The sequence below is a fragment of the Halothiobacillus sp. DCM-1 genome (genome assembly GCF_045689735.1).
Taxonomy (GTDB): Bacteria; Pseudomonadota; Gammaproteobacteria; order Halothiobacillales; family Halothiobacillaceae; genus Halothiobacillus.
In genome coordinates, this window is sequence record NZ_CP142685.1 from 1,586,859 (window position 1) to 1,608,557 (window position 21,699).

The following is a 21,699-nucleotide window of genomic DNA, read 5'->3' on the forward strand; positions in this document are numbered from 1 at the left end:
CGGCAGGGCGCGGCTAACCGTTCGTCGCCCTCGCCCGCCCCCATTGTTCCAATTCATCCAACAAGCGCCCGGTGGCCGCATCCGCCCCCGCGCGCTCAACCGCCAGCGCGGCAAAAAATTCTGGCCATTTTCCAGCGAGCTGCGCTTGCCGCCAGTGCGCCCATTCCTTGGCTGCGCCCTCATCCAGCAAGGCCGGCCAGTGTCGAGCGACAAACCGAGGCACCAGCGCGCGCAGCCGGGCATCCTGCCAGTCCTGCCGCAACAGCGCCTGCACCGGGGAGGCCATCGTCGCCGCCGCCACCGTGCCCGTTGCCGCCAGCGCCTGATCGACCGCCCGGCTGAATTGCGCCAGCCGAGCGCGATCCGCCCGATCCAAAAAGCCGTCGTACAACGCACATTCGGCCGGTTTGGGCGGAAATTCCGCCGACATCGCCATCACCTGCTGCAATTTATCGGCCATTTCCGGCATAAATTGAGCCGCCGTGGCCTGATGCTGCCGCAGTTGCGACACATCGAGCAGCAAGCGTTCGACCAACCCTGCCTCGTCCAGCAGTCGGATCGAGGTCACCAAGGGCGCGCGATTGAGATGCAACAGCTTGATCGGTAACCGGCTGACGCCGCGGGGATCGTCCCGCGTGATGAACCGCGCCACCGCCAGTGACTCGACAGATTCATCGAGGATTCGGGCCGGATCGGCGCGCAGATCCCACAGAATCCGTTGCGTTTTGATGCCATTCGGCGAGCCGAAATTGGCGAACACCGAAGCATTGCGCCAAGCGGTGGCGATCATCGGGGAAATATGCACAAAGCCCGTGCGGCGCTGCGGGTGATCGACGAATTCGGCCACGGTCGCCTTGTCTCGCAGGGTCAACAGATAATCGACCAGTTTCGGTTGGGCGCGATGACACAAGGCGAACAGATCCCGCGTGGCGCATACATCCGCGAGCGCATCATGCGCACCGTGATGCGGGATGCCATTGGCGGCGGTCAAGGCTTCCAGCCTGAGGGTGGGTTGTCCGGCGTCATCCACCGGCCAAACCACGCCCTCGGGGCGCAGGGCCCGCAGTGCCCGCGCGCAGTCGAGCACATCGAACCGGCTGTTGCCGTCCTGCCACTCGTGGTCGTAGGGTTCGCGCAGATTCCGCCAGAACAGATAGCGCAACAGCTCGGCATCGAACCGCAGGTTGTTAAAGCCCACGGCACAGGTGCCGGGTTCACGGAACAACGCCTGCAAGCGCGCGGCAAACACCACTTCCGGCAGGGCGCCCAAGGCCGGGAGCCGGGTGGGCAGAATGCCGGTAATCCGTGCCGCCGCCGGGTGCATCAGCACCTCTTCGGACAATTCGGCGAAATACATGACCGGCTCGCCCACGGGATTGAACGCCGCATCCGTGCGCAAGGCGGCGAATTGCACCGGCCGATCACAGGCGGGATCGGCGCCGGTGGTTTCAAAGTCGTAAAACAGATAGGTCATGACGCACCGGCTCCCGGCAGAGATCGAGGATGCCGGGATCAGGGACGGCGGGTCTGGGCGACGGATTCCAACGACGGGGTTGCCGCAGAGGCTGCGCTGCCCGCTGCAGCCCCCGCCGGGGTTGTCGCGGTGGTACTGGCCAAATCCACCGCAGGCTGCCCGCCCGAGGGCGTGACCGGAGTCAACCAGGCCAGCAAGGCGGGTGGTTTTTCGCCGACCGGCGGCGGATCGACTTTTTTGCTCTGTGCCTCAAGGATCGAGCTGCGCCACTGATAAATCAGCCGCGCGCCCATCACCGCGCGCACATAATTGCGGGTTTCATCGAACACGATGGTATCGACCCAGACATCCCCCGGCAGACTGCGATCCTCGGGCCGCCACTGTTTGACCCGCCCGGGGCCGGCGTTATAGGCCGCGACCGCCAGCGGCATCTGGCCGTCGTACAGCATGTTCAAATGGGCGAGATACGCCGCACCGAGGGTAATGTTCGTCGCCGGATCATGCAGGTCGATCGCATCCAGCCCAAGATTGGCCTTATGGTTAATCCAGCGCGCCGTGGCGGGCATGAGCTGCATCAAGCCCTGAGCGCCAGCGCCGGAACCGACATCGCTCATGAACAGGCTCTCCCGCCTCATCACGGCATACAGCCAATCGGGCGTCAGCCCCTGTGCCTTGGCCTGCGCCTCCACCGCGTCCCGCCAGGGCATGGGATAACGCCAGGTAAACCAGGCGGGATCATCCTGCTTGCCCAGGCGCGCGATGGCGATCGAGGCGCGGTCATACCACTGCTCGTCGATGGCCAATTGGGCGAGCGCCGGTTGCTGCGCCGGCGGCAGCGCTTCAAAGGCCGCGAGATACGCGCGGCGCGCGTCGTCAATCTGCCCGGCCGAGCGCAGATAAAAAGCAAGCTGTACCGCCGGATTGTTCACGACGGTATCGGTGGCAATCTGCGGATGGGGCAAGGATCGCCAGGGGAACGGCACCCCGAGACGATCCGCCGCCAGAAATCCGTAATAATCCGGCACGATCAAGAGCGCCTGCCATCGCGCTTCAGCGCCGGATTTGTCGCCTAACGCCTCATCGGCGCGTGCGCGCCAATACTGCCACTCCGGCTGCGCTGCGGTATCGACCGACAGCCGATACAGCGCCTGCCGGACGCCCCGCCAGTCTTCCGTCCGCAAGGCCGCCCGCACCGCCCAGGTGCGGGTTTCGTGATTTTGCACGGCCTCCGGCAAGGCCATCAGCCAGGCATACGCCTGCGGCATGCGGGTATAGGCCGCCTTCAGCGCAAGGGTTTGTGCCACGCGGTCACGGGATTCAGCTGGCAATTGGCGCACGGACAATACCGGAAGCAGCTCGGCCGCTGCCTGAGGGTCGGCTCGCGCCAGCCAGATCAATGCCTGGGTCATGAGCGCTTGATCTTCCGCCGTGGGCTTTTTGATCGTCTTCAAGGTCGCAATGGTGCCGCTGGGATCGACCCGTGCATCTCGCCAACGGCGCAGATAGGCGGCGAGCCCCGGGATTTTGGCGCGCGTGCCCTGACGCACCACCAGTTCAGCAAAACTGAGATTACCGTCCATGACCGCGCCCCGAAGCCGCGCCTGATACGCCGCGCGGTCGAGCCGGTCATGCGTTTCCAGCCAATGCACCACCGCATCGCAAGATTTCGGCAAGGCCCGCCCCTGCTGCCAGAGCGCCAGGGCATCGGCGGCATCCGATTCCCCGAACGCCTGCGTTTCGATCTCGGCCTGCCAGTATTGGCACTGGCGCGCGGGCGGATTTTTCAGGCTGGGCGCCTGACTGGTGAGGGCGAGATAATCCGCCCAACGATTCTGCGCGGCCAGCACCGACAAGGTTCTCGCCTTGAGGTTGGTGCTGAAGATGAAATCCGGGTTGTTCTGGATGAACGCCACCGCCGCCGCAGGATCGCTGCTCGCCGTCGCCATCAACACACGAAATTGCAGATAGGTGGCCAGCGGGCTCTCACCGAGTGCCTGGACATCTGCCGAGGCAGTCGTCACATCCGCCGCTGCCAGCGCCGTCAAGCCCTCGGTAAACGCCGGTGGCGGCATCCAGGCCGGGGCGGGCGGCGCCTCGGCGGCCAGAACGCCCTGCATGAGACCAAAGGACAATGCCAGTCCGATCCAACGACTGCCGATCCGTGTGTTTGCTGGCATCACCGCCCCCGTTTGCACCTGCATCCCAAAATTGACGCGAATGCGCCATCATACCGCCATGAACCGCCCCTGCCCACGCCCCTACATCGGTCGCTTCGCTCCCACGCCCTCCGGCCCGCTGCACGCAGGCTCACTGGTGGCGGCGCTGGGGAGCTGGCTGGACGCCCGAGCACACGGTGGTCAATGGCGGGTGCGGCTGGACGATCTGGATTCTGCCCGCTGCCCGGCCGAGAACAGCCGTCGGATTCTGGCGCAACTCGACGCCCATCAGCTCATTCCCGATGCCGTCGATCGACAAAGCCACCGCCACGCTGCCTATGCCGCCGCGCTCCAGCAACTCATCGAACAGCACAGGGTCTATCGCTGCCACTGCCGCCGGGACGCGCTGCGCGCAAGTGGGCAGCGCACCGGCCTGGTCGGCAGCCTCTATCCAGGCACCTGCCGACAGACACCACCGCCGGCCGACGCCCGCTGCGCCTGGCGGCTGATCGTGCCGGAGGAACCCATCCGCTTCACGGATCGTCTGCTCGGCACCCTCTGCCAATCTCTGCCGGAATGCGTGGGCGATCCCATTCTGCAGCGCTCCGATGGCGTGATCGCCTACCACCTGGCCGAAGTGGTCGATAACCACGAGTTTGGCATCACCGATGTGGTGCGCGGTGCCGATCTCGCGGAACTCACCCCGCTGCAGCTTGCCCTGCATCAGCAGCTCTACCCGACCGCCCCACCGCCCCGCTATGCCCACCTGCCCATCGTGCACGATGCCGAGGGGAGAAAACTCAGCAAAACCAACCACGCCCCACCGCTACGGGCCGAACAGGCGCAGGCCAATTTGATCGCCGCAGCGACCCACCTGGGGTTGGAAAGCCCCACCACCGCCCGCACGATCCCCGACTTGCTGGACAACTGGCGCCGCCAGTGGCCGCAGTGGCTGGACAGGCATCGCCGCACGCACCGGGCTACCGAACCGGCGCACTCCGACGCCCTCCCGCCCCTCGTTTAGGGCAGGCACCTTCCCGCGCGACGCCGAGATCAGCCGTGGATTGGCAATGGCTCAGGGCGATTCTTCCATCGGCCAGTCCACCACATGATCTTCCCAGTCCTCGGGCGGACGCCCCGCCACGGGCTGAGCCCGACCACAGACGGCAAACCCCGCCCGGCGCGCCGAATCCGCCTGCCCGGTGCGCAGCGGATGCCATTCCGGCAGATCCCGGCCTTCCGCCAGCCGCCGATACGCGCAGGTGGCGGGCAGCCAATGGAACTCGTCGAGATCCTCGGGTTTGAGCCAGACGCAGCTCGGCACCCGCGTCTGACGGTGCGCATAATCCGTGCAGCGGCAAGTCGATACATCGAGCAAATCGCAAACCAGATCGGTGTAGTACACCGTACCGTCCGGGTCTTCCTCATCCGCCAGCTTTTGCAGGCAGCATTTCGCACACCCATCGCAGAGCGACTCCCACTCGGCCGGCGTCATCTGCGAGAGTCGTTTGACCCGCCAGAAAGGTTCGCTCACTGCTGCTCGGCCTGTTTCAGACGGGCGTTGTCCAACGCCTGCGCGTCATTCAATGCCTTTTTGGCCTGATCCAAATCGGCCTTGGCGGACTTGGCTGCTTGCGCCTCGGCCGCCGCCTGGGTCGCGGTACCCCCCTCACCACAGCCCACCAGCACCGTGGAACACAGCGCCAGCCCCACACTCACTTGCCACCAACGGTTCATCCTGCTTCCTCCCCGCGTCTGACCCGAAAAGAATTCTCACCGAACGCACAGTCTGCCACGCCCGCAATGGAAGAAAAACAAAGTTGCACGGCGCGGTATCTCGCCCAATGCCGCGCGGTTTGTTACGCTTGCCCGCTTGCAGAAGAGAATCTTTGTCCGGAGCAGAACATGGGTCGTTTTTACGAAGTCCGCAAAGCGTCAATGGCAAAAACCGCCAACGCCAAGGCCAAAATTTATAGCAAATATGGCCGCGAAATTTATGTATGCGCGAAAACCGGCGGGTTTGACCCAGCCGGCAACCTCGCCCTGCGCAGCATGATCGAACGGGCGAAAAAAGATCAGGTGCCCTCGCATGTGGTGGAAAAGGCGTTGGAAAAAGCCAAAGCGGGTGGCGTTGGAGAGGATTTCGTACCCGCACGCTATGAAGGCTTCGGCCCGGCAGGCACGGTCGTGCTGGTCGATTGCCTCACCGACAACCCGAACCGCACCATTGGCGATGTGCGCAATTGCTTTACCAAAACCAAGTGCAAGCTGGGCACACCGGGCACGGTGATGCACCAGTTCGATCATGCCGCGATTTTTGCGTTCAAAGGCAGTGAAGATTCCGTACTTGAAGCGCTGCTCGGTGCCGATGTCGATGTGACGGATATTGAAAGCGAAGGAGATCAAGTCACCGTGTTCGTGCCGCATACCGAATACGGCAAGGCTCGACAGGCGTTGGTGGCCGCGCTGGGCGAGATTGATTTCGAGGTCGATGAAATCCAGTTCGTCCCCAAAACCCGCACCCCGATCAGCGGCGAGGATGTGGTGGTGATGGAAAAGCTGCTCGCCATGCTCGACGATGTGGATGATGTGCAGCGGGTCTATCACGACGCCGTGTTCTGAAAAAGCGCAGATTGAATCGGCGCCCCCCGCAACCCTGAATCAATCCATCCTTGGGTCGATTCAGTCAGCCCTGTCGCGGGATACGGCCGGTTCAGGCTTTCTGTTCGGGCAACGCTGCCGCCAGCGCGACTTTTTCCTGCAGATAGGCCAGCGCGGCATCGACCTGGTCGATCAGGATCAAACAGACCATACCCGGCTTCAAACGCGCCAGGGCACGATCGATCGCCAGAAACTCGCCGGTGATTTCTTCGATATGCCGCGTGCGCGTTGCGCCCGCAAGCCCGGCGCGCAACAGGCCGATGACCTCGCCATCGGCGCGTCCGCGCTGGCAGGCATCCTGATACAGGATGGCTTCGTCGAATACGGAGCCCAGAATCTGGGTTTGCTGCCGGATGTCCTCATCCCGCCGATCCCCGGCACCGCTGATGACCACCAGACGCGACTCGGTATTGGGCAGGTTTTGCACCGCGCGGCAGAGCGCCTGGATGGCATCACTGTTATGGCCATAATCGGCAATCAGTGTCGCGCCCTGGTAATCGAACCAGTTGAATCGCCCCGGTGCCTGCGCCACATCGCTGTCAAACGAACGCAATCCCGCCTCGATGCGCGCCCAGGGCAGGTTCAGCCCCCAGGCCGCGCCAATCGCCGCCATGGCATTTTCGACTTGAAACTCAATCAATCCGTTCCGGGTGAGCGGCATCTCGGCCAATGCCATGCGCCACTGGAACGCCCCCTGTTCAGCCACGAGATCCGTGCCCTCTCGATAGATAATGCGGTGCCCCATTTCCCGCCAGGCCACCATGCGCGGCAGGGTTTTATCCAGCGCGAAGAAGGTGACCGGCGCAGGCGAGGTTTCCGCCATTTTCGCGACGATGGGATCGGCCGCATTGAGCACCGACATCCCCCGCGGCGAAACATTATCGACAATCACCCGCTTGACGACCGCCAGATCTTCGACCGTTTCGATATAAGCCAGACCCAGATGATCGCCGAGACCAATATTGGTGATGACCGCGACATCGCATTGATCAAACGCCAGCCCTTGGCGCAGGATGCCCCCCCGCGCGGTCTCAAACACCGCAGCATCAACTGCCGGGTGGAGCAGCACATTGCGCGCGCTGATCGGCCCCGCGCAATCATCCGTGTCGATGCGCTCGCCGGCGATATACACCCCATCGGTCGTCGTGATGCCGACATTCAGCCCGGTTTGCGCCAGAAAATGGCCAATCAGCCGCGTAGTGGTGGTTTTGCCGTTGGTGCCGGAAACGGCAACCACCGGAATCCGCCCATCCTCACCCGGCGGAAATACTTCGTTCAGGATCGCCTCACCGACCGGGCGGGGTTTGCCCACGGAAGGCTGCAGGTGCATACGCAACCCCGGCGCGGCATTCAACTCCACCAAGCCGCCGTTTTGCGCCTCCAGCGGCTCGGTAATCCGTTCGCAGAGTAAATCCACCCCGCAGACATCCAGCCCAATCATGCGCGCCGCTTCAATCGCGCGGGCAGCAATCTCGGGATGCAGGTCATCGGTGACATCCGTCGCGGTGCCGCCGGTCGAGAGATTCCCGTTGTTCCGCAGCACCACCGCCGCGCCAACCGGCGGTACGCTATCGAGCCGATAGCCTTGGGATTCCAGCGTCACCAGCGTGATGTCATCGACGCGGATACGGGTCAAGGCGTGCGCGTGCCCATCCCCTCGGCGGGGGTCGGCATTCACCTGATCGATGAGTTCCGCCACCGTGTGCACGCCATCGCCCTGCACCATCGGCGGATCCCGACGCGCGGCCGCCACCACCTGCTGCCCGACCACCAGCACCCGAAAGTCATAGCCCGGCATGAACCGCTCGACCAAGACATGCCGACTTTCTTCCCGCGCGCTGGCATACGCCCGACGCAATTGCTCCTCCGTGGTGATATTCACCGCCACCCCGCGCCCCTGATTGCCGTCACGCGGCTTGACCACGACCGGAAAACCAATTTCCTGCGCCGCATGCCAGGCATCATCGGCTGAAGCGACCGAACGCCCCACGGGCACGGGAATCCCCGCCGCACGCAGCAAGGCCTTCGTGAGCTGTTTATCCTGAGCGATCGATTCAGCAATGGCGCTGGTGCGGTCGATTTCAGCCGCCTGAATCCGCCGCTGCCGGCTGCCCCAGCCGAGCTGAACCAGGCTTCCCGAGGTCAGGCGCCGGTAGGGAATGCCTCGGGCAATCGCCGCCTGCACGATCGAACCCGTGCTCGGCCCCAGGCGCTCATCCTCATCGAGCGCCTGCAACTCGGCCAGCGTGCCCGCGAGATCGAACGGGGTATCGGCCATCACGGAATCGAGCAATCCGGCCGCAAGCTCCAGCGCCCGCCGTCCGACCGCTTCTTCGGTGTACTCGACGACGATTTGATAGATTCCGGCCTCCGGGGTGGGAACACATCGGCTGAATGTCACCGGACATCCTGCCGCAACCTGCAGCGCAAGCGCCGACTGCGCCAACACATGCGCCAGGGACAGCGTCTCGTGACGCCCGATCGCATGTAAATGCCCCAAGGTCGGCAAGCGGGCGCGCAGGCGCAGTTCGAAATCTGGCAGCAACAGCACATCCTGCGCGGTGTCGGTCACGCAGGAAACCAAGGCCTGAATCGAAGTGTGTCGAGACCAAAGATTGGGGCCGCGCAAGGCGCGCACGCGGGAGACTTCCATCAGAACAACCCTTTAGCAATTATTTCTTGAACCGGCTGAACAGCGCGCCGTTCCGCATCCATCGCCTCGGCCAGCTCAGGCCAGCGCATTACAGACTCGCCCAGAAACCCAGGTCGTCAACCCCGCCCGGATGAGTTCGGCATTCAAACCCAAGGCCCAGGCCGCCGCAATCGCCGCCATCACGGCCATCGGAGCCGGCAAGGTTTCAATCGGTACGAACACGCCCCAGACCACATCCCCCTGGTAGGCCGTAATACCCGAGGCAGACCACACCAAGGCGCGCCCGCCCGCGGCCCGATGCGCGGCAATGACGGCAGATTCAGGCTGCTGCGAGCAGAAAATGACCGCGCCATCACACAGCGGTGCCATCTCGGCGATCATCGGCTCGTCGGCGTTCAAAACCCCCACGCCATCCGGCAACACCACATCGATTTGCGTGCGGAAAATGCTGAAGACTTTTTCCGGTGAATCAATATGGAACGCGCCCAAGTGTTGCGGCACATCGATATCCGTGACGATCCCGACCGCACAACGGTCATAGGCCAGCCCCTCGCCCAGGATGACCCGCGCCGCATTTTCCACGACCGCCATATCCATCCCGGCATTCACCAGCAGGCGGTTGGCCGCCAAACGATTCGCCTGATCACCGCCCGCGATCAGCCGCGACTTGACGAACAGGCCATGCGACGAAGCCAAGCCCACCGTTCGCCCCGTCAATTGCAGCAAGTGATGCACCAGACAGGCCGTTTCCGCCTGCAAGTGCGAGCCGGTAATCCCAACCAGGGGAATCCGCCCTTCATCGCCCAGCGGGAACAGATGATCGACGATCGCCTGACCCACCGGCGCCGGTTCACCGCTGGCCGGGCGCAGATGCATCAACAAGCCGGGGCCGGCATTGACCTCGATGATCGCCCCACCCACCGCCTGCAACGGCTGGCTGATGTCGGGCATCACCAGGTCGATACCGGCGATATCCAGCCCCACGATGCGAGCCGCCAAGACGCACTGCGCCGCCACCGAGGGATGCACGGCGGCGGTACAGTCATGGGCAACATTCCCGTGGCGGGAAATCAGGATGCGTTCGCCCACCGCCGGAATGGATTGCTCGGTCAAACCCAGCCGGGCGAGTTCCATCCGCGCAGCAGAATCGATACACGCGCGGTTCAGCGGATGATTTTCCGTGGTTCCCCGGCGAGGATCGCTATTGATCTGCCGTTCAATCAATACCTCGATGGTATGAACCCCGTCGCCGATCACGGCAGTTTCCTCACCACGCGCCGCAGCGGCCACTCGGCCACCGACCACCAGCACCCGATGTTCAATGCCCGGAATATGCCGCTCGACCAGAACGCCACTGCCCTCGGCGAGCGCTTGCACATAGGCATCGCGCACCTCATGTTCATGCAGCAGATGGGTAAACACGCCCCGGCCATGATTGCCATCTTCTGGCTTGACGACGACCGGCAAACCAATCGACTGCGCCGCCTGCCAGGCCGCATCGGCCGACTCGACCAGTTCCCCCTCGGGCACCGGCACCCCACAGGACTGCAGCAGGGATTTCGTCAAATCCTTATCGCGGGAGATGCCTTCGGCAATCGCCGAGGTTCGGCCGGTTTCGGCCGTCCAGATCATGCGGCGCGCCGCACCGTACCCCAGTTGCACCAAGCTGCTGTCGCTCAGGCGAATAAATGGAATGCGCCGCGCCACGGCCGCTTCGACGATACTGGCGGTCGAGGGTCCCAGGAAACGGTCATCCTTGATCTCCGCCAATGCTGCCAACGCCGCCGTCAGATCAAACGGGCGGTCTTCGATCGCGGCCATCAACAAATCCCGCGCCGTGATCAACGCCTGTTTGGTCACATCTTCATCCCAGGCGGTCACCACCACTTTGTACACCCCGCGAATCGGGGTCTCGCGGGCGCGGCCAAAGCCATTGCTCATGCCAATGAGGGTCAAGAGTTCGAGCGTGACATGCTCCATGATGTGCCCCGGCCAGGTGCCTTCGGCCAGACGGCGCAAAAACCCGCCCCGCTCTTCATAGCTGCAACGATGCTCGATCAGCCCCGGCAACCAGGTCGATAACCGCTCATACAACCCCGGAATGGTGTTGGATGGGTAATCTTCCAGTTCGCCAATATCCACCCAGGCCTCCAGCACCGGCGCATAGGTCCAGATGCTCGGCCCGCGAAGAGAAATAAAATTCAGAAACTCGATGCTTTTGGCCACCCGTCACCCCATCACCCACGCCGAAGAACCGGATCGACTGGCTACACGATACCCGTCGGTCGCTACATACATTCCGCCACGCGGCGGATAAACTATCTTGCCATTATGCGTTAAAAGCCTTCCGAACGAATCACCCAGCGCTCTAACAGGGTGTTAAAAAGTTTTTCAACGGCCTGTTAAAGCGCCCAGATTCGCGGATTTTTTCTAGGAACCCGGCGTGCCACACCCTCTGCCCTCTCCCGTTATTGCCGAACTCCCGCTCGACCTGACCACAGACCTCCGTTTTTGCCCGCATCGGCTGGTGTTGACCGCCCACCATGTCCGGCTCGAACGGATCGCCCCCAATCCGGCGGTTCTGGAAGAATGGCCGCTCGCGCAGAGCGAACGCCTCGTGCTGGAAGATCATGCCGGGGTCGGCAAGCTCTCGCTGGTGGATGAACACCGGTGTGTGGCGCATTGGCGTTTCACCATGAAACACATGCCCCAGGCACAGAAATTCGTCGAGAAGTTTACTCAACGCGCCAGCCCCCCGGCGGCCGCCACGCCCAAACCCGCCAACCCGGTCGATCATTGGCTGGAAGACTCCCCGGACACCGCCTCCACGCTCACCCTGCTGCGCTTATGGCGCTTCGCCCGCCCCTATCGGAACCGGCTCATCCTGGGGTTCCTGCTGACGCTGGCCGCCACGGCTGCCACGCTCGTGCCGCCATATCTCACCATGCCGCTGATGGACGATGTCCTCATCCCCTTCCAGAATGGGGAGGCCATCGATCCCATGGTAGTCACCAAATATCTCGGTGGCCTGTTCGCGGCGGCGCTGGTTGCCTGGCTGCTCGGCTGGGCCAGAACCTATGTGCTCGCGCGGGTGAGCGAACGGATCGGGGTGGATATCCGCACCACCACCTACAACCACCTGCTGGGGCTGTCGCTCGACTATTTCGGCAGTAAACGCACCGGCGACCTGATGGCGCGCATTGGCGCGGAAACCGATCGGATCAACCTGTTCCTCTCCCTGCATCTGCTGGATTTTGCGACCGATGTGCTGATGATCCTGATGACCGCCCTCATCCTGTTCAGCATCAACCCCTGGCTGGCACTGGTGACGCTGATCCCACTGCCGATCATCGCCTGGATGATCCATCTGGTGCGCGATCGACTACGCACGGGGTTTGAGCGGGCAGATCGAGTCTGGTCTCAGGTCACCAATATTCTGTCCGACACCATCCCCGGCATTCGGGTCGTCAAGGCGTTCTCGCAGGAAGCCCGCGAAGCGGAACGCTTTCAGGCAGCCAACCAGCAAAGCCTGAAAATCAACGACCGGGTCAATCGGGTCTGGTCGCTGTTCGGGCCGACCGTCACCGCCCTGACCGAAGTGGGGCTGCTGATCGTCTGGGCGTTCGGCATCTGGCAGGTTTCGCAAGGCGCCATCACCGTCGGGGTTCTCACCGCGTTTCTCGCCTACATCGGCCGGTTCTATTCCCGCATGGATTCGATGAGCCGCATCGTCGCCGTCACCCAGAAAACCGCCGCCGGCACCAAGCGCATCTTCGATATCCTCGATCATCAGGCCGGCGTGCCCGATCCGATCCACCCCGAATCCCCGCTCAATCGCCCGGCGGCGCTGCGTCTGGAACAGGTGGATTTCCGCCATGGCAACCGCAGCATTCTGAACCAGATCAACCTGACCATTCCGCAGGGCGCGATGATCGGCCTCGTCGGGCATTCCGGCTCCGGCAAAACCACCCTCGTGAATCTGATTGCCCGGTTTTACGATGTCTCCGCCGGGAAAATCCTGTTCGACGGGACGGACATCCGCCAATTCCGCGTAGCCGACTATCGCCAGCAGATTGGCCTCGTCCTGCAGGAACCCTTCCTGTTTTTCGGCACCATCGCCGAGAACATCGCCTACGGCAAACCGGAGGCCAGCCGTGAAGAAATCATCCGCGCCGCCCGCGCCGCGCATGCGCATGAATTCATTCTCCGGCTGCCCCAAGGCTACGACTCGCTGGTGGGCGAACGCGGCCAGGCGCTCTCTGGCGGCGAGCGGCAACGCATCTCGATTGCCCGCGCCCTGCTGATCGACCCGAAGATTCTGATTCTCGACGAAGCCACCGCCTCGGTCGATACCGAAACAGAACAGGAAATCCAGCAGGCGCTGGACTACCTGGTACAGGGGCGCACCACCATCGCGATCGCCCACCGCCTCTCCACGCTGCGCCAGGCCGATATGCTGGTCGTGCTGGATCAAGGCCGCATCGTCGAAACCGGCGAACACCAGGAACTACTGGCCAGACAGGGGCACTACTACCGGCTGTATCAAGCCCAGATCAAACTCAACGAAGCCGGCACCCTGCCCCTTGCCGAGGAGACACCCCATGCCGCTGACTGACCAAAGGCTGCAGCGCGATGCGTTCAACCAACTGCTGCTGATTCGCGCCGAGTCGCCCCCCGTCGCCGTCACCCCAGTGCGCGCCTTCGCCCTGAGCGAGCCCGAACGCTTCATCGCCCTCGTCGATGCCCAAGGCCACGAGCAGGCGTTTATCGAAGATTTGGCCGATCTCCCCCGGGAAGACGCCGAGTTGATCCGGCAATTCCTGGCGGAACGCGAGCTCATGCCAGAAATTTTGCGGATTGATCAGGTTCTCAGCTTCAGCACGCCCAGCCAGTGGCGCGTCACCACCAACCGCGGAGCGGCCGAACTGACGCTGAAATCCGAGGACGATATTCGCCGGCTCAGCGAGGGACTTCTGATTACGGATGCCCACGGTCTGCCCTACCGCATCCCCGATCTCAAAGCGCTCGACCGCCACAGCCGCCGCCTGCTGGCGCGGTTTCTCTGACAAAACGCGGAATAAATCCATCCCTGGATTTATTCCGCAAGCGCCCTCCCCCGCGCTGCCTCAACCGCCCGCGGCGGGCGCCGGAGAATCCGCCCCATCGCGCATCTCGTAGGCCGCCGCAATCCCCTCGGCCAACGAATCGGCAAACGCCACCCGATGATGCTCGGCGTGAATCCCCGCCCGGCGTAACTTCTCGATCATGCGCGGCTGCAACCCAATGATGATCAATCCGATATGCCGCTTTTGCAGGTCGTGCCAAATCGACTCCATCGCCACGACCGCGCTGAAATCCAGCATCGTCACCTCGGTCATGTCGAGCAGCACCAGACGAACCTCGGGACGCACCGTCGTCACCGCACGCAGGGCTTTGCGCGCCGTGCCAAAAAACAGCGGCCCATTGATGTCGTACACCATCATGTCATCGGGCAAGGCCAGCCCGCGGTGATTTTTTTCCAGCCGTTCAGCCTCGGTGAGCGCAATGGTGCGACGGATGAACAACATCGCCGCCAACCCCATCCCGACCGCGACGGCAACCGTCATATCGAATAACACCGTCAACGAGAAACACAGCAGGAGCACCACCACATCGTCCCGGGGCGCGATCTTCACCAGCCGGACGAAATGATGGGCTTCGCTCATATTCCAGGCCACGACGAGCAGCAGCGCAGCCATCGACGCCATCGGGATATACGACAGCACCGGCGCCAGCAACAAGATGCTGGCCAAAATAAACAAAGCATGCACGACGGAGGAAAGCGGCAGGCTGCCACCGGATTTGATGCTGGCCGTGGTGCGGGCAATCGCCGCCGTCGCCGGGATGCCGCCGAACAACGGCGCCAGCATGTTGCCGATACCCTGGCCGATCAGCTCATCGTTCGGGTTGTGCTTTTTGCCCGACATGCCATCGGCCACCACCGCACACAACAACGATTCCAACGCGCCGAGAATCGCAATCGTAAGCGCAGCCGGCAGCAAATGCCGGATCAAATCGAAACTCAACCCCAGCGGCTTGCCATCGGCGCCGGGCAGATTCCACGGCCATTCAAACTGCGGCAAAACCGGCGGGATGCCGTGACCGGTCAAGCCATCCACCACATAGGAAAACCGGCTCCCAATCGTATCGACATGGAAATTCGGCAACCCATGGCTCAACCCCCAGGCCGCGCCGCTCCCCACCACCAAGGCCACCAAATGCCGTGGGATTCTCCGGTCAATCTTCGGCCAGATCAGCAGTGTCGCCAGCGTCAAGACGCCGATCAAGGTTTCCGCCGGATTGATGGTCGGCAAGGCATGCAGGAGCTGATCGACCTTCGACAGATAACTCCCGGTTAATTCGGGCGTCGTCAACCCCAGAAAGTCCTTGATCTGAAAGGTGGCGATCACCGTCCCGATCCCCGCCGTAAAACCAATGGTGACTGGATAAGGCACCACTTCGATCAGGCTTCCCAGCCGCCCTAAGCCCATCAAGACCAGGATCGCGCCCGCCATCAGACCACTCAACAACAGCCCGCCCAAACCATAGTGCTGCACGATGGGCAGCAGTACGACGACAAAAGCCGCCGTTGGCCCTGAAATGTTGACCTTCGATCCGCCCGTCAAGGCAATCACGATCCCCGCGATCAAGGCCGTGTAGAGGCCATACTGCGGCGCCACGCCACTGGCAATCGCCAGCGCCATCGACAACGGCAAGGCAATCACCCCGACCGTCAACCCCGCCAACACATTCGCCCGCAATTCCGCCACCGACGGCCGACTTTGGATACTCCGACGCAACGCAGAGAACATACAAACGCCTCCCAACCACTCAGCACCCAGGGAAGGCAGCGGCTCGAAACACGCGAACGGGCGCGCTGCGGAAGCAACAAATTTTAACACTGGAAGACACCGAACATGCCGGCTTGCCCGATCCCTCAGCGCCGCGCACAATACGGAAATCCACCCAACGGAGAACCACCCATGCGCCCCACGACCCAGCGGATTACCAGCCTCCTCATCGGCCTGCTGCTGATGCAACCCGTCATGGCCGATGACGCCCAACCCCCCGTCATCAAAGTGCCCAAACTCTCCATGGAAATGGCACTCAAAGCCGCCGAGGCCGCCGTACACGACTGCCGAGCCAAAGGCATCCAGATCGGGGTCACGGTCGTCGATCGCGGCGGCGCGGCACAAGCCGTGTTGCGGGATGTCCTGGCACCAGATCTCACGCTGGAAATCTCTAAAATGAAGGCATATACCGCCGTTTCCTTTACCGCCGCCACCTCCAGCCTCGAATCCCGCGGTCAAGGCGCACTCGGCCGGGTACCGGGACTATTTTTCGGCGCCGGAGGAGTACCGATCGAAGCGGGCGGGCAAGTGTATGGCGCCATCGGCGTTTCGGGCGCACCTTCCGGCACAACGGACGAGGAATGCGCCAAGGCCGGCGCCAAAGCCATCGAATCCGAGCTGGAGCTCCTTTGATCGGCCGGAGCGCTTGACGGCCATAGGCAACATCACTATCATGCCGCTCCACGTTTCGCGACGTATTCCCTGATAGCTCAGTCGGTAGAGCAAATGACTGTTAATCATTGGGTCGCAGGTTCGAGTCCTGCTCAGGGAGCCAAGCGCCCGTAGCTCAGTTGGATAGAGTATCTGGCTACGAACCAGAGGGTCGGAGGTTCGAATCCTTCCGGGCGCGCCATTTTGTCCCCATCGTCTAGAGGCCTAGGACATCGCCCTTTCACGGCGGTAACCGGGGTTCGAATCCCCGTGGGGACGCCAAATTCTCTGCATGCAATCTGCACCCCCTCGCCTGCTTTCCCTATCTCCTCGCTCAGTGTAATTTTGCAAACAAGTTTGCGGAGTTTTGCGCGATAATTTGTGTGGGTAGGCGCATGCTACGATACGCACAGTGATTCGGTGCGCCCTGATTGGTAACGGGATCGCTGGCGGAAATATCAGATGTGTGTAGTTAGTTTGTTCTTGGCATCTGGGCGTCATCCACTTAGCTTGACCCGTGAACCACGTGCATTTCTGCTACCCATAGTCTGTCGCCTTATAGTCGTCATTTGGGGACAATCTCAGCCTGATAAGTTAGGGCTTGAGCATGGTCAGAAAATCGAGTGACTCTCTCCGCACCGTACTAGCTGAGAACATCAGAACTTTTCGTAGGGAAAAGGGTTTCTCCCAAGAAGAGCTAGCCGAGCGGTGTGGCTTGCACCGCACATACATCGGCTCAGTTGAGCGTCACGAAAGAAACGTCACACTCAGCACGCTTGAGGTTTTAGCCTCAACTTTGGGCGTGACAGTTCCAGAGTTGCTTACCGAGCGCGAAAGCCCGTCGAATAACGAACAGATGGGAAAACTTGGGTGAGCCTTTCGGAAAAGGAAATTTGCGAAATAGTTGAGACGCTACGCCGCCTTACTCCGGCGCAACAGGAGTGGGTCAAAACTGCAATTCATGCGTTCGGGGCTGCTTGCCAATTTGATCGTGCCCCTGATTCCGATGTGGTAACGGATGCTGTCCTAGCCTCCCTTGGTGATCGCTTGTTGAGCCACCACGCAGGGAGTCGGCAGGCCCTAAGCAAAGATCGATTCGAGTTTGCGTTTGAGTCCGCGTTAAATGCGTCCGGCATTACGGCCCAGCTCGTGAAAAGCCGGACAAATCGAGGCCACGACATTACCATTCGTGGTATTCCGGTCAGCCTCAAGACAGAAGCGGCAGCCAATATCAAGGACGAATCGATCCACGTCAGCAAGTGGATGGAGCTTGGCCGAGGCGAATGGAAGTTGCCTTTGCTTCTGGATTTGTTCCTTGAGCACATGCAAAGCTATGACCGCATCTTCACGCTCCGACGCCTGAAAGATGACGGTACCAAAATCCGCTACGAACTCGTTGAGATACCCAAAGCGCTGCTGCTCGAAGCGGCGAACTGCGAACTAGAGGTGCGTACCGACAGCCGACAGAATCCACAGCCTGGCTACGGCTATGTGAAGGATGCAAGCGGGCAGATGAAGTACTCGCTGTATTTTGATGGGGGCACAGAACGCAAGCTCCAGATCAAACACCTGCGAAAAAACCTTTGCAAGGTGCATGCGACTTGGGTTTTTGGTTCAGCGCCCGCGTAACAACCGCTCGCGTGCCAGTTCTGCATACTCGGCGTTCAGTTCAATACCTATACACTCTCTGCCCAGCTCATTGCAAACAACGCCAGTAGTTCCTGACCCGAAGAACGGGTCAAGTACCCGGCCATTCTCGCGAGAACCTGCCGCGACGCAGAGGCGGACAAGCGCCCGCGGATAGACTGCAAAGTGACTGCCGGGGTAAGGCTCAGTATTGATGTTCCAGACGGTGCGCCGATTCTTCGACTTCTGTTTCTGATCCGCCGCAGGCTCCGTTATCGCTTGCCAGTCGTAGTAATACTTCTCCGACTTGGAAAATAGGAACACATACTCATGGGAACGAGTCGGGCGATCCTTAACGCTCTCAGGCTGGCAGTTGGGCTTATTCCAGATCATGTCCGTGCGCAGATACCAGCCGTCGGCCTGAAGGGCAAACGCCAGCCGCCAAGGAACGCCGATCAAGTCTTTTGGCTTCAAACCGTCGGGCGTCGGGGCGCGATAATCCATTGCCCGCCCCTTGTTCTTAGCGTCAGCGTCCCGCCAAGTCCGCCCCCCGGACGTATAGCTGTCACCAATATTAAGCCACAGGGTGCCTTCATCGTCGAGGGTGCGCCGAACCTCTCGGAACAGGCGCACGAGGTCCGCAATGTACTCATCAACCGTAGTTTCTGCCCCGATCTGTCCGTCAATGCCGTAATCCCTCAACCCCCAATACGGAGGCGAGGTCACGACGCAATCAAAGTACCCATCGGGCATCTCGTGCAGGATTCGACGCGCGTCGCCCACAACAATTTCACAGCGATTCGTCGTTCTTTCAGCCAGTTGGGTATCCAGCGTTCGACCGCCAGTATCAAATAGGTCGAGTACTTGGGTAGTTTCATCCATACTTGCAATTCCGCCGTTCAGCGCTTGAGGTGACATGGGGTTGCGCTTGTGAGAAATTTGCTACTTATAGTATTCATTCCGCGTCCGTCTGTCAAGGCTGAGTACAAGGCTCAAAATGCCGACAAGGACGACGCCCAACAATTCGTTCCAGCGGACGCGCAAGAGCGCGCCGCTGAACTGGGACGTTAGGCTTTGCATTCAACAGAATCTACACATCGAGGAGAACAAGTATGCGGTATCTGAACCTTGCGCTTGTCGTTCTGGTCACGTTCGTCGTTGTCACATTTATACTGCAAAATAGCAGCAGTGTGACAGCTTCACTTTTCTCCTCTTCCCTAACTTTGCCTTTGTCGCTGTTTACTTTCTGCGTCTACTTCTTGGGCATGCTGACAGGCGGTATGGCGCTTGCAGCATTCCGATCAATAGTCCGTGGCGCAACCAAGCCAAAGGTTGGCGCAAGCAAAGTCTAACAATTCGTTCAAGCCGACCCCGCTTCATGGCGGCGCCTGCATGCTTACGGTACGCTAGCACTCCGCCGCCGCTACGCAGGCCGCCTTTACTCAGGCGTAGGGCCGCACAAATCATTAAAGGGTTTTGATGGCGCTTCCTCAAGCCCGTCCGATCAAATAATAAGCCAATTTATTTATCAACCAGGCTCTTATTTTTGCTCATTTTTGGCGATGATATACCCATTCGTTTTTGTTCATCGAATGAGTCGCCATGAGTCACAATCCCTCTCTGCACGAACCTGAACCGCATCTGGCCAGCAATTCACTGGGTCTGGCCGAATCCACCATCATGGGGGTGGCCGGTACCGCGCCGGTTTTCTCGATTTCCGCCACCAGTGCGACGCTGTTTGCCGCGACCGGCGCACTGGCACCCGCCAGCCTGTTGTACTGCGGGCTGATCATGTTGGGGGTCACGCTGGCTTATGCGCACCTGAACCGGGTGGATACCAACGCCGGTGCCTCCTATGCCTGGGTACGCGCCAGTTTTGGGCAGGTTCTCGGCTTTCTGGCGGGTTGGGCGGTCTTGGTCGCGTCGGCGGTGTTTATGGTCTCCGGCACCATCCCGGCGGCAACCGCCACGCTGGCGCTCATCGCCCCTGATCAGGTCAGTCACACCGGCACGGTTACGCTGGTGGCCGCCGGCTGGTTGATTCTGGTGACCCTGGTGATCATCAAGGGCGTCAAACTCACCAGTTATGTGCAGGTCGCACTAACGGTCATCGAATTCCTGATCATGCTGGCAATTCTGATCGCCGCATTCGTGCAGTTTGCGCAGCACCCGGCGCACCCGCTGCATTGGCAAGATTTCGCCCTGACCGCATTTTCGCCGCATCTCTTTGCCACGGGCGCGCTCACGGCGTTGTTTTTTTATTGGGGTTGGGATGTCACGGTGAACCTCAACGAGGAAACCCGGGATGGCGGTTGGGTCGCCGGGCTGGGTTCGCTGCTGGCCATGTTGATCATCATGGCGCTGTTCATCCTGTTTTCGCTTGCAACGATGATGGTGCTCACCGATCCTGAAATTCAGGCGGCGGATACCAATGTCGTACTCGCCGTTGCGGAAAAATTGTTCCCCGCGCCCTGGAGCTATCTGGCGATTCTTGCGGTGATGTTCAGCACCCTGGGCACACTGGAAACTTCGATCCTGCAATTCACCCGCACGATGTTTGCCCAGGCGCGCGATGGCATGCTGCACCCCCGGTATGCCCACTTGCATGCTCGCTGGAAAACGCCGTGGGTTGCCACGCTGGTGATCTCCGGCTTTGGCCTGACCCTGCTGTTTACCGCCTCTGGGCTGCCCACCGTCAACGAGATTTTGCAGGATTCGATCGATGCAATCGGATTTCAGGCGTCGTTTTATTACGGCTTGGCCTGCTTTGCCAGCGCTTGGGTGGTCTGGCGACACGGGCCGCACACCCCCTTGCGGGTGGTGTTTCTCCTGATTTGGCCGCTGGCGAGCGGGTTGTTTTTATGGGGCATCGGCCTCTACAGCCTGCCGACCTTCAACCTCACCAGCAACCTGTTTGCCATCGGGGGCATTCTGATCGGACTCGTTCCATTCTGGCTCAATCGTCACCGGCGGCAGGAGCAGGCTCTTACTGCTGCGTGATAGACTACTCGGCAGGAGGGCGGCGTATCGCCGGTCGTGATCAATGAAGTCAGGTCATTGTTTCTAATGAAGAAAACCAGCGTACTTTTTGTCTGCATGGGCAATATTTGCCGATCCCCCACGGCCGAGGCCGTATTTCGCCAGCAGGTCGTCAACGCCGGTTTGGCGGAGCAAATCCACATTGATTCCGCCGGGACACACGCCTACCACATCGGGAATCCGCCGGATGCCCGCTCGATGAAGGCCGCCAGCACGCGGGGCTATGCGATGCACATGCTGCGCGCCCGGCAGGTCACGACGGAAGACATCGCGGCTTTTGATTTCGTGCTGGCAATGGATGAGGACAACCTCGCCATCCTGCGTCGGCTGGCACCGCCCGAGCACAAGGACAAACCGCAACTCTTGATGGCGTATGCAGCGGATTATGGGATGGCGAGTGTGCCCGACCCCTACTACGGCGGCGCCCAAGGTTTCGAGCAGGTATTGGATATGATCGAAGCGGCGAGCGCAGGGCTCTTGACCGAATTACGCCAACGCGGATGACACCCGAATCCAAGCGAGCCAATGCCAACCGGTCGGGTGAGCCCG

At 61.3% G+C, this 21,699-nt stretch carries 17 protein-coding genes and 3 tRNA genes; 12 read left to right on the forward strand and 8 right to left on the reverse strand.

Annotated elements, in window-relative coordinates; translation table 11 throughout:
* Positions 1 to 13: 13 nt before the first annotated feature.
* Both sbcB and VOI35_RS07390 read right to left on the reverse strand, forming a co-directional pair.
* Positions 14 to 1,474: an exodeoxyribonuclease I gene (sbcB, locus tag VOI35_RS07385; protein WP_407275424.1), complete on the reverse strand. Its 1,461-nt coding sequence runs from the start codon at positions 1,472 to 1,474 to the stop codon at positions 14 to 16.
* Between the two features lie 38 nt (positions 1,475 to 1,512).
* Positions 1,513 to 3,651 carry a transglycosylase SLT domain-containing protein gene (locus VOI35_RS07390; protein WP_407275425.1) on the reverse strand — a complete coding sequence of 713 codons (2,139 nt, stop codon included), beginning with the start codon at positions 3,649 to 3,651 and terminating at the stop codon, positions 1,513 to 1,515.
* A 40-nt stretch (positions 3,652 to 3,691) separates the two neighbouring features.
* On the opposite strand from VOI35_RS07390, the gene gluQRS reads away from it, so the two are divergent.
* On the forward strand, positions 3,692 to 4,654 hold the full coding sequence (gluQRS, locus tag VOI35_RS07395) for a tRNA glutamyl-Q(34) synthetase GluQRS (protein ID WP_407275426.1): 963 nt from the start codon (positions 3,692 to 3,694) through the stop codon (positions 4,652 to 4,654).
* A gap of 51 nt (positions 4,655 to 4,705) precedes the next feature.
* Here gluQRS and VOI35_RS07400 read toward each other — a convergent pair whose 3' ends face one another.
* Positions 4,706 to 5,164: a YcgN family cysteine cluster protein gene (locus VOI35_RS07400; RefSeq protein WP_407275427.1), complete on the reverse strand. Its 459-nt coding sequence runs from the start codon at positions 5,162 to 5,164 to the stop codon at positions 4,706 to 4,708.
* Positions 5,161 to 5,367, reverse strand: a complete 207-nt coding sequence (locus VOI35_RS07405; RefSeq protein ID WP_407275428.1) for a hypothetical protein — start codon at positions 5,365 to 5,367, stop codon at positions 5,161 to 5,163. The genes VOI35_RS07400 and VOI35_RS07405 overlap by 4 nt, the downstream gene beginning before the upstream one ends.
* 168 nt (positions 5,368 to 5,535) lie before the next feature.
* Here VOI35_RS07405 and VOI35_RS07410 point away from each other — a divergent pair, with 168 nt between their 5' ends.
* Positions 5,536 to 6,252 (forward strand): YebC/PmpR family DNA-binding transcriptional regulator, encoded by a 717-nt coding sequence (locus tag VOI35_RS07410; RefSeq protein WP_407275429.1) that lies wholly within the window; start codon positions 5,536 to 5,538, stop codon positions 6,250 to 6,252.
* A gap of 91 nt (positions 6,253 to 6,343) precedes the next feature.
* Here VOI35_RS07410 and cphA (VOI35_RS07415) read toward each other — a convergent pair whose 3' ends face one another.
* Positions 6,344 to 8,944, reverse strand: a complete 2,601-nt coding sequence (gene cphA / locus VOI35_RS07415; protein WP_407275430.1) for a cyanophycin synthetase — start codon at positions 8,942 to 8,944, stop codon at positions 6,344 to 6,346.
* 75 nt (positions 8,945 to 9,019) lie between these two features.
* Entirely contained in the window at positions 9,020 to 11,170 is a 2,151-nt protein-coding gene (cphA, locus tag VOI35_RS07420; RefSeq protein ID WP_407275431.1) for a cyanophycin synthetase, read from the reverse strand.
* Between the two features lie 217 nt (positions 11,171 to 11,387).
* On the opposite strand from cphA (VOI35_RS07420), the gene VOI35_RS07425 reads away from it, so the two are divergent.
* Both VOI35_RS07425 and VOI35_RS07430 read left to right on the forward strand, forming a co-directional pair.
* Complete coding sequence (locus tag VOI35_RS07425; protein ID WP_407275432.1) at positions 11,388 to 13,559, forward strand: ABC transporter ATP-binding protein; 2,172 nt, start codon at positions 11,388 to 11,390, stop codon at positions 13,557 to 13,559.
* Entirely contained in the window at positions 13,546 to 14,010 is a 465-nt protein-coding gene (locus VOI35_RS07430) for a DUF1854 domain-containing protein (RefSeq protein WP_407275433.1), read from the forward strand. The genes VOI35_RS07425 and VOI35_RS07430 overlap by 14 nt, the downstream gene beginning before the upstream one ends.
* A 60-nt stretch (positions 14,011 to 14,070) precedes the next feature.
* Here VOI35_RS07430 and dauA read toward each other — a convergent pair whose 3' ends face one another.
* Positions 14,071 to 15,795 (reverse strand): C4-dicarboxylic acid transporter DauA, encoded by a 1,725-nt coding sequence (gene dauA / locus VOI35_RS07435; RefSeq protein WP_407275434.1) that lies wholly within the window; start codon positions 15,793 to 15,795, stop codon positions 14,071 to 14,073.
* Positions 15,796 to 15,966: 171 nt separating this feature from the next.
* Between dauA and VOI35_RS07440 the strand changes: the two genes are divergently transcribed.
* The 6 genes from VOI35_RS07440 (at position 15,967) to VOI35_RS07465 (ending at position 18,114) form a co-directional block, all read left to right on the forward strand.
* Complete coding sequence (locus tag VOI35_RS07440) at positions 15,967 to 16,467, forward strand: GlcG/HbpS family heme-binding protein (RefSeq protein WP_407275435.1); 501 nt, start codon at positions 15,967 to 15,969, stop codon at positions 16,465 to 16,467.
* Positions 16,468 to 16,533: 66 nt separating this feature from the next.
* Positions 16,534 to 16,609 (forward strand) — tRNA-Asn (locus VOI35_RS07445).
* A gap of 1 nt (position 16,610) precedes the next feature.
* Positions 16,611 to 16,687 (forward strand) — tRNA-Arg (locus tag VOI35_RS07450).
* Between the two features lie 4 nt (positions 16,688 to 16,691).
* Positions 16,692 to 16,767 (forward strand) — tRNA-Glu (locus VOI35_RS07455).
* 325 nt (positions 16,768 to 17,092) lie between these two features.
* Entirely contained in the window at positions 17,093 to 17,359 is a 267-nt protein-coding gene (locus VOI35_RS07460) for a helix-turn-helix domain-containing protein (protein ID WP_407276813.1), read from the forward strand.
* A complete protein-coding gene (locus tag VOI35_RS07465; protein ID WP_407275436.1) occupies positions 17,356 to 18,114 on the forward strand; it encodes a hypothetical protein in 759 nt (252 codons plus the stop codon). The genes VOI35_RS07460 and VOI35_RS07465 overlap by 4 nt, the downstream gene beginning before the upstream one ends.
* On the opposite strand, the gene VOI35_RS07470 is transcribed toward VOI35_RS07465, so the two are convergent.
* Complete coding sequence (locus VOI35_RS07470; protein WP_407276814.1) at positions 18,100 to 18,864, reverse strand: DNA-methyltransferase; 765 nt, start codon at positions 18,862 to 18,864, stop codon at positions 18,100 to 18,102. The genes VOI35_RS07465 and VOI35_RS07470 overlap by 15 nt on opposite strands.
* A gap of 849 nt (positions 18,865 to 19,713) precedes the next feature.
* On the opposite strand from VOI35_RS07470, the gene VOI35_RS07475 reads away from it, so the two are divergent.
* Both VOI35_RS07475 and VOI35_RS07480 read left to right on the forward strand, forming a co-directional pair.
* Complete coding sequence (locus VOI35_RS07475) at positions 19,714 to 21,111, forward strand: APC family permease (RefSeq protein ID WP_407275437.1); 1,398 nt, start codon at positions 19,714 to 19,716, stop codon at positions 21,109 to 21,111.
* A gap of 66 nt (positions 21,112 to 21,177) precedes the next feature.
* Positions 21,178 to 21,654, forward strand: coding sequence for a low molecular weight protein-tyrosine-phosphatase (locus VOI35_RS07480; RefSeq protein WP_407275438.1), 477 nt, complete (start codon positions 21,178 to 21,180; stop codon positions 21,652 to 21,654).
* Positions 21,655 to 21,699: the final 45 nt, after the last annotated feature.

Coding starts and splice junctions, on each gene's coding strand:
- VOI35_RS07430 (WP_407275433.1), top strand. CDS start 13,546: ATGCCGCTGACTGACCAAAGGCTGCAGCGCGATGCGTTCAACCAACTG.
- cphA (WP_407275430.1), bottom strand. CDS start 8,944: ATGGAAGTCTCCCGCGTGCGCGCCTTGCGCGGCCCCAATCTTTGGTCT.
- sbcB (WP_407275424.1), bottom strand. CDS start 1,474: ATGACCTATCTGTTTTACGACTTTGAAACCACCGGCGCCGATCCCGCC.
- VOI35_RS07410 (WP_407275429.1), top strand. CDS start 5,536: ATGGGTCGTTTTTACGAAGTCCGCAAAGCGTCAATGGCAAAAACCGCC.
- VOI35_RS07405 (WP_407275428.1), bottom strand. CDS start 5,367: ATGAACCGTTGGTGGCAAGTGAGTGTGGGGCTGGCGCTGTGTTCCACG.
- VOI35_RS07460 (WP_407276813.1), top strand. CDS start 17,093: ATGGTCAGAAAATCGAGTGACTCTCTCCGCACCGTACTAGCTGAGAAC.
- VOI35_RS07475 (WP_407275437.1), top strand. CDS start 19,714: ATGAGTCACAATCCCTCTCTGCACGAACCTGAACCGCATCTGGCCAGC.
- gluQRS (WP_407275426.1), top strand. CDS start 3,692: ATGCGCCATCATACCGCCATGAACCGCCCCTGCCCACGCCCCTACATC.
- VOI35_RS07440 (WP_407275435.1), top strand. CDS start 15,967: ATGCGCCCCACGACCCAGCGGATTACCAGCCTCCTCATCGGCCTGCTG.
- VOI35_RS07470 (WP_407276814.1), bottom strand. CDS start 18,864: ATGCCCGATGGGTACTTTGATTGCGTCGTGACCTCGCCTCCGTATTGG.
- VOI35_RS07390 (WP_407275425.1), bottom strand. CDS start 3,651: ATGCCAGCAAACACACGGATCGGCAGTCGTTGGATCGGACTGGCATTG.
- dauA (WP_407275434.1), bottom strand. CDS start 15,795: ATGTTCTCTGCGTTGCGTCGGAGTATCCAAAGTCGGCCGTCGGTGGCG.
- VOI35_RS07480 (WP_407275438.1), top strand. CDS start 21,178: ATGAAGAAAACCAGCGTACTTTTTGTCTGCATGGGCAATATTTGCCGA.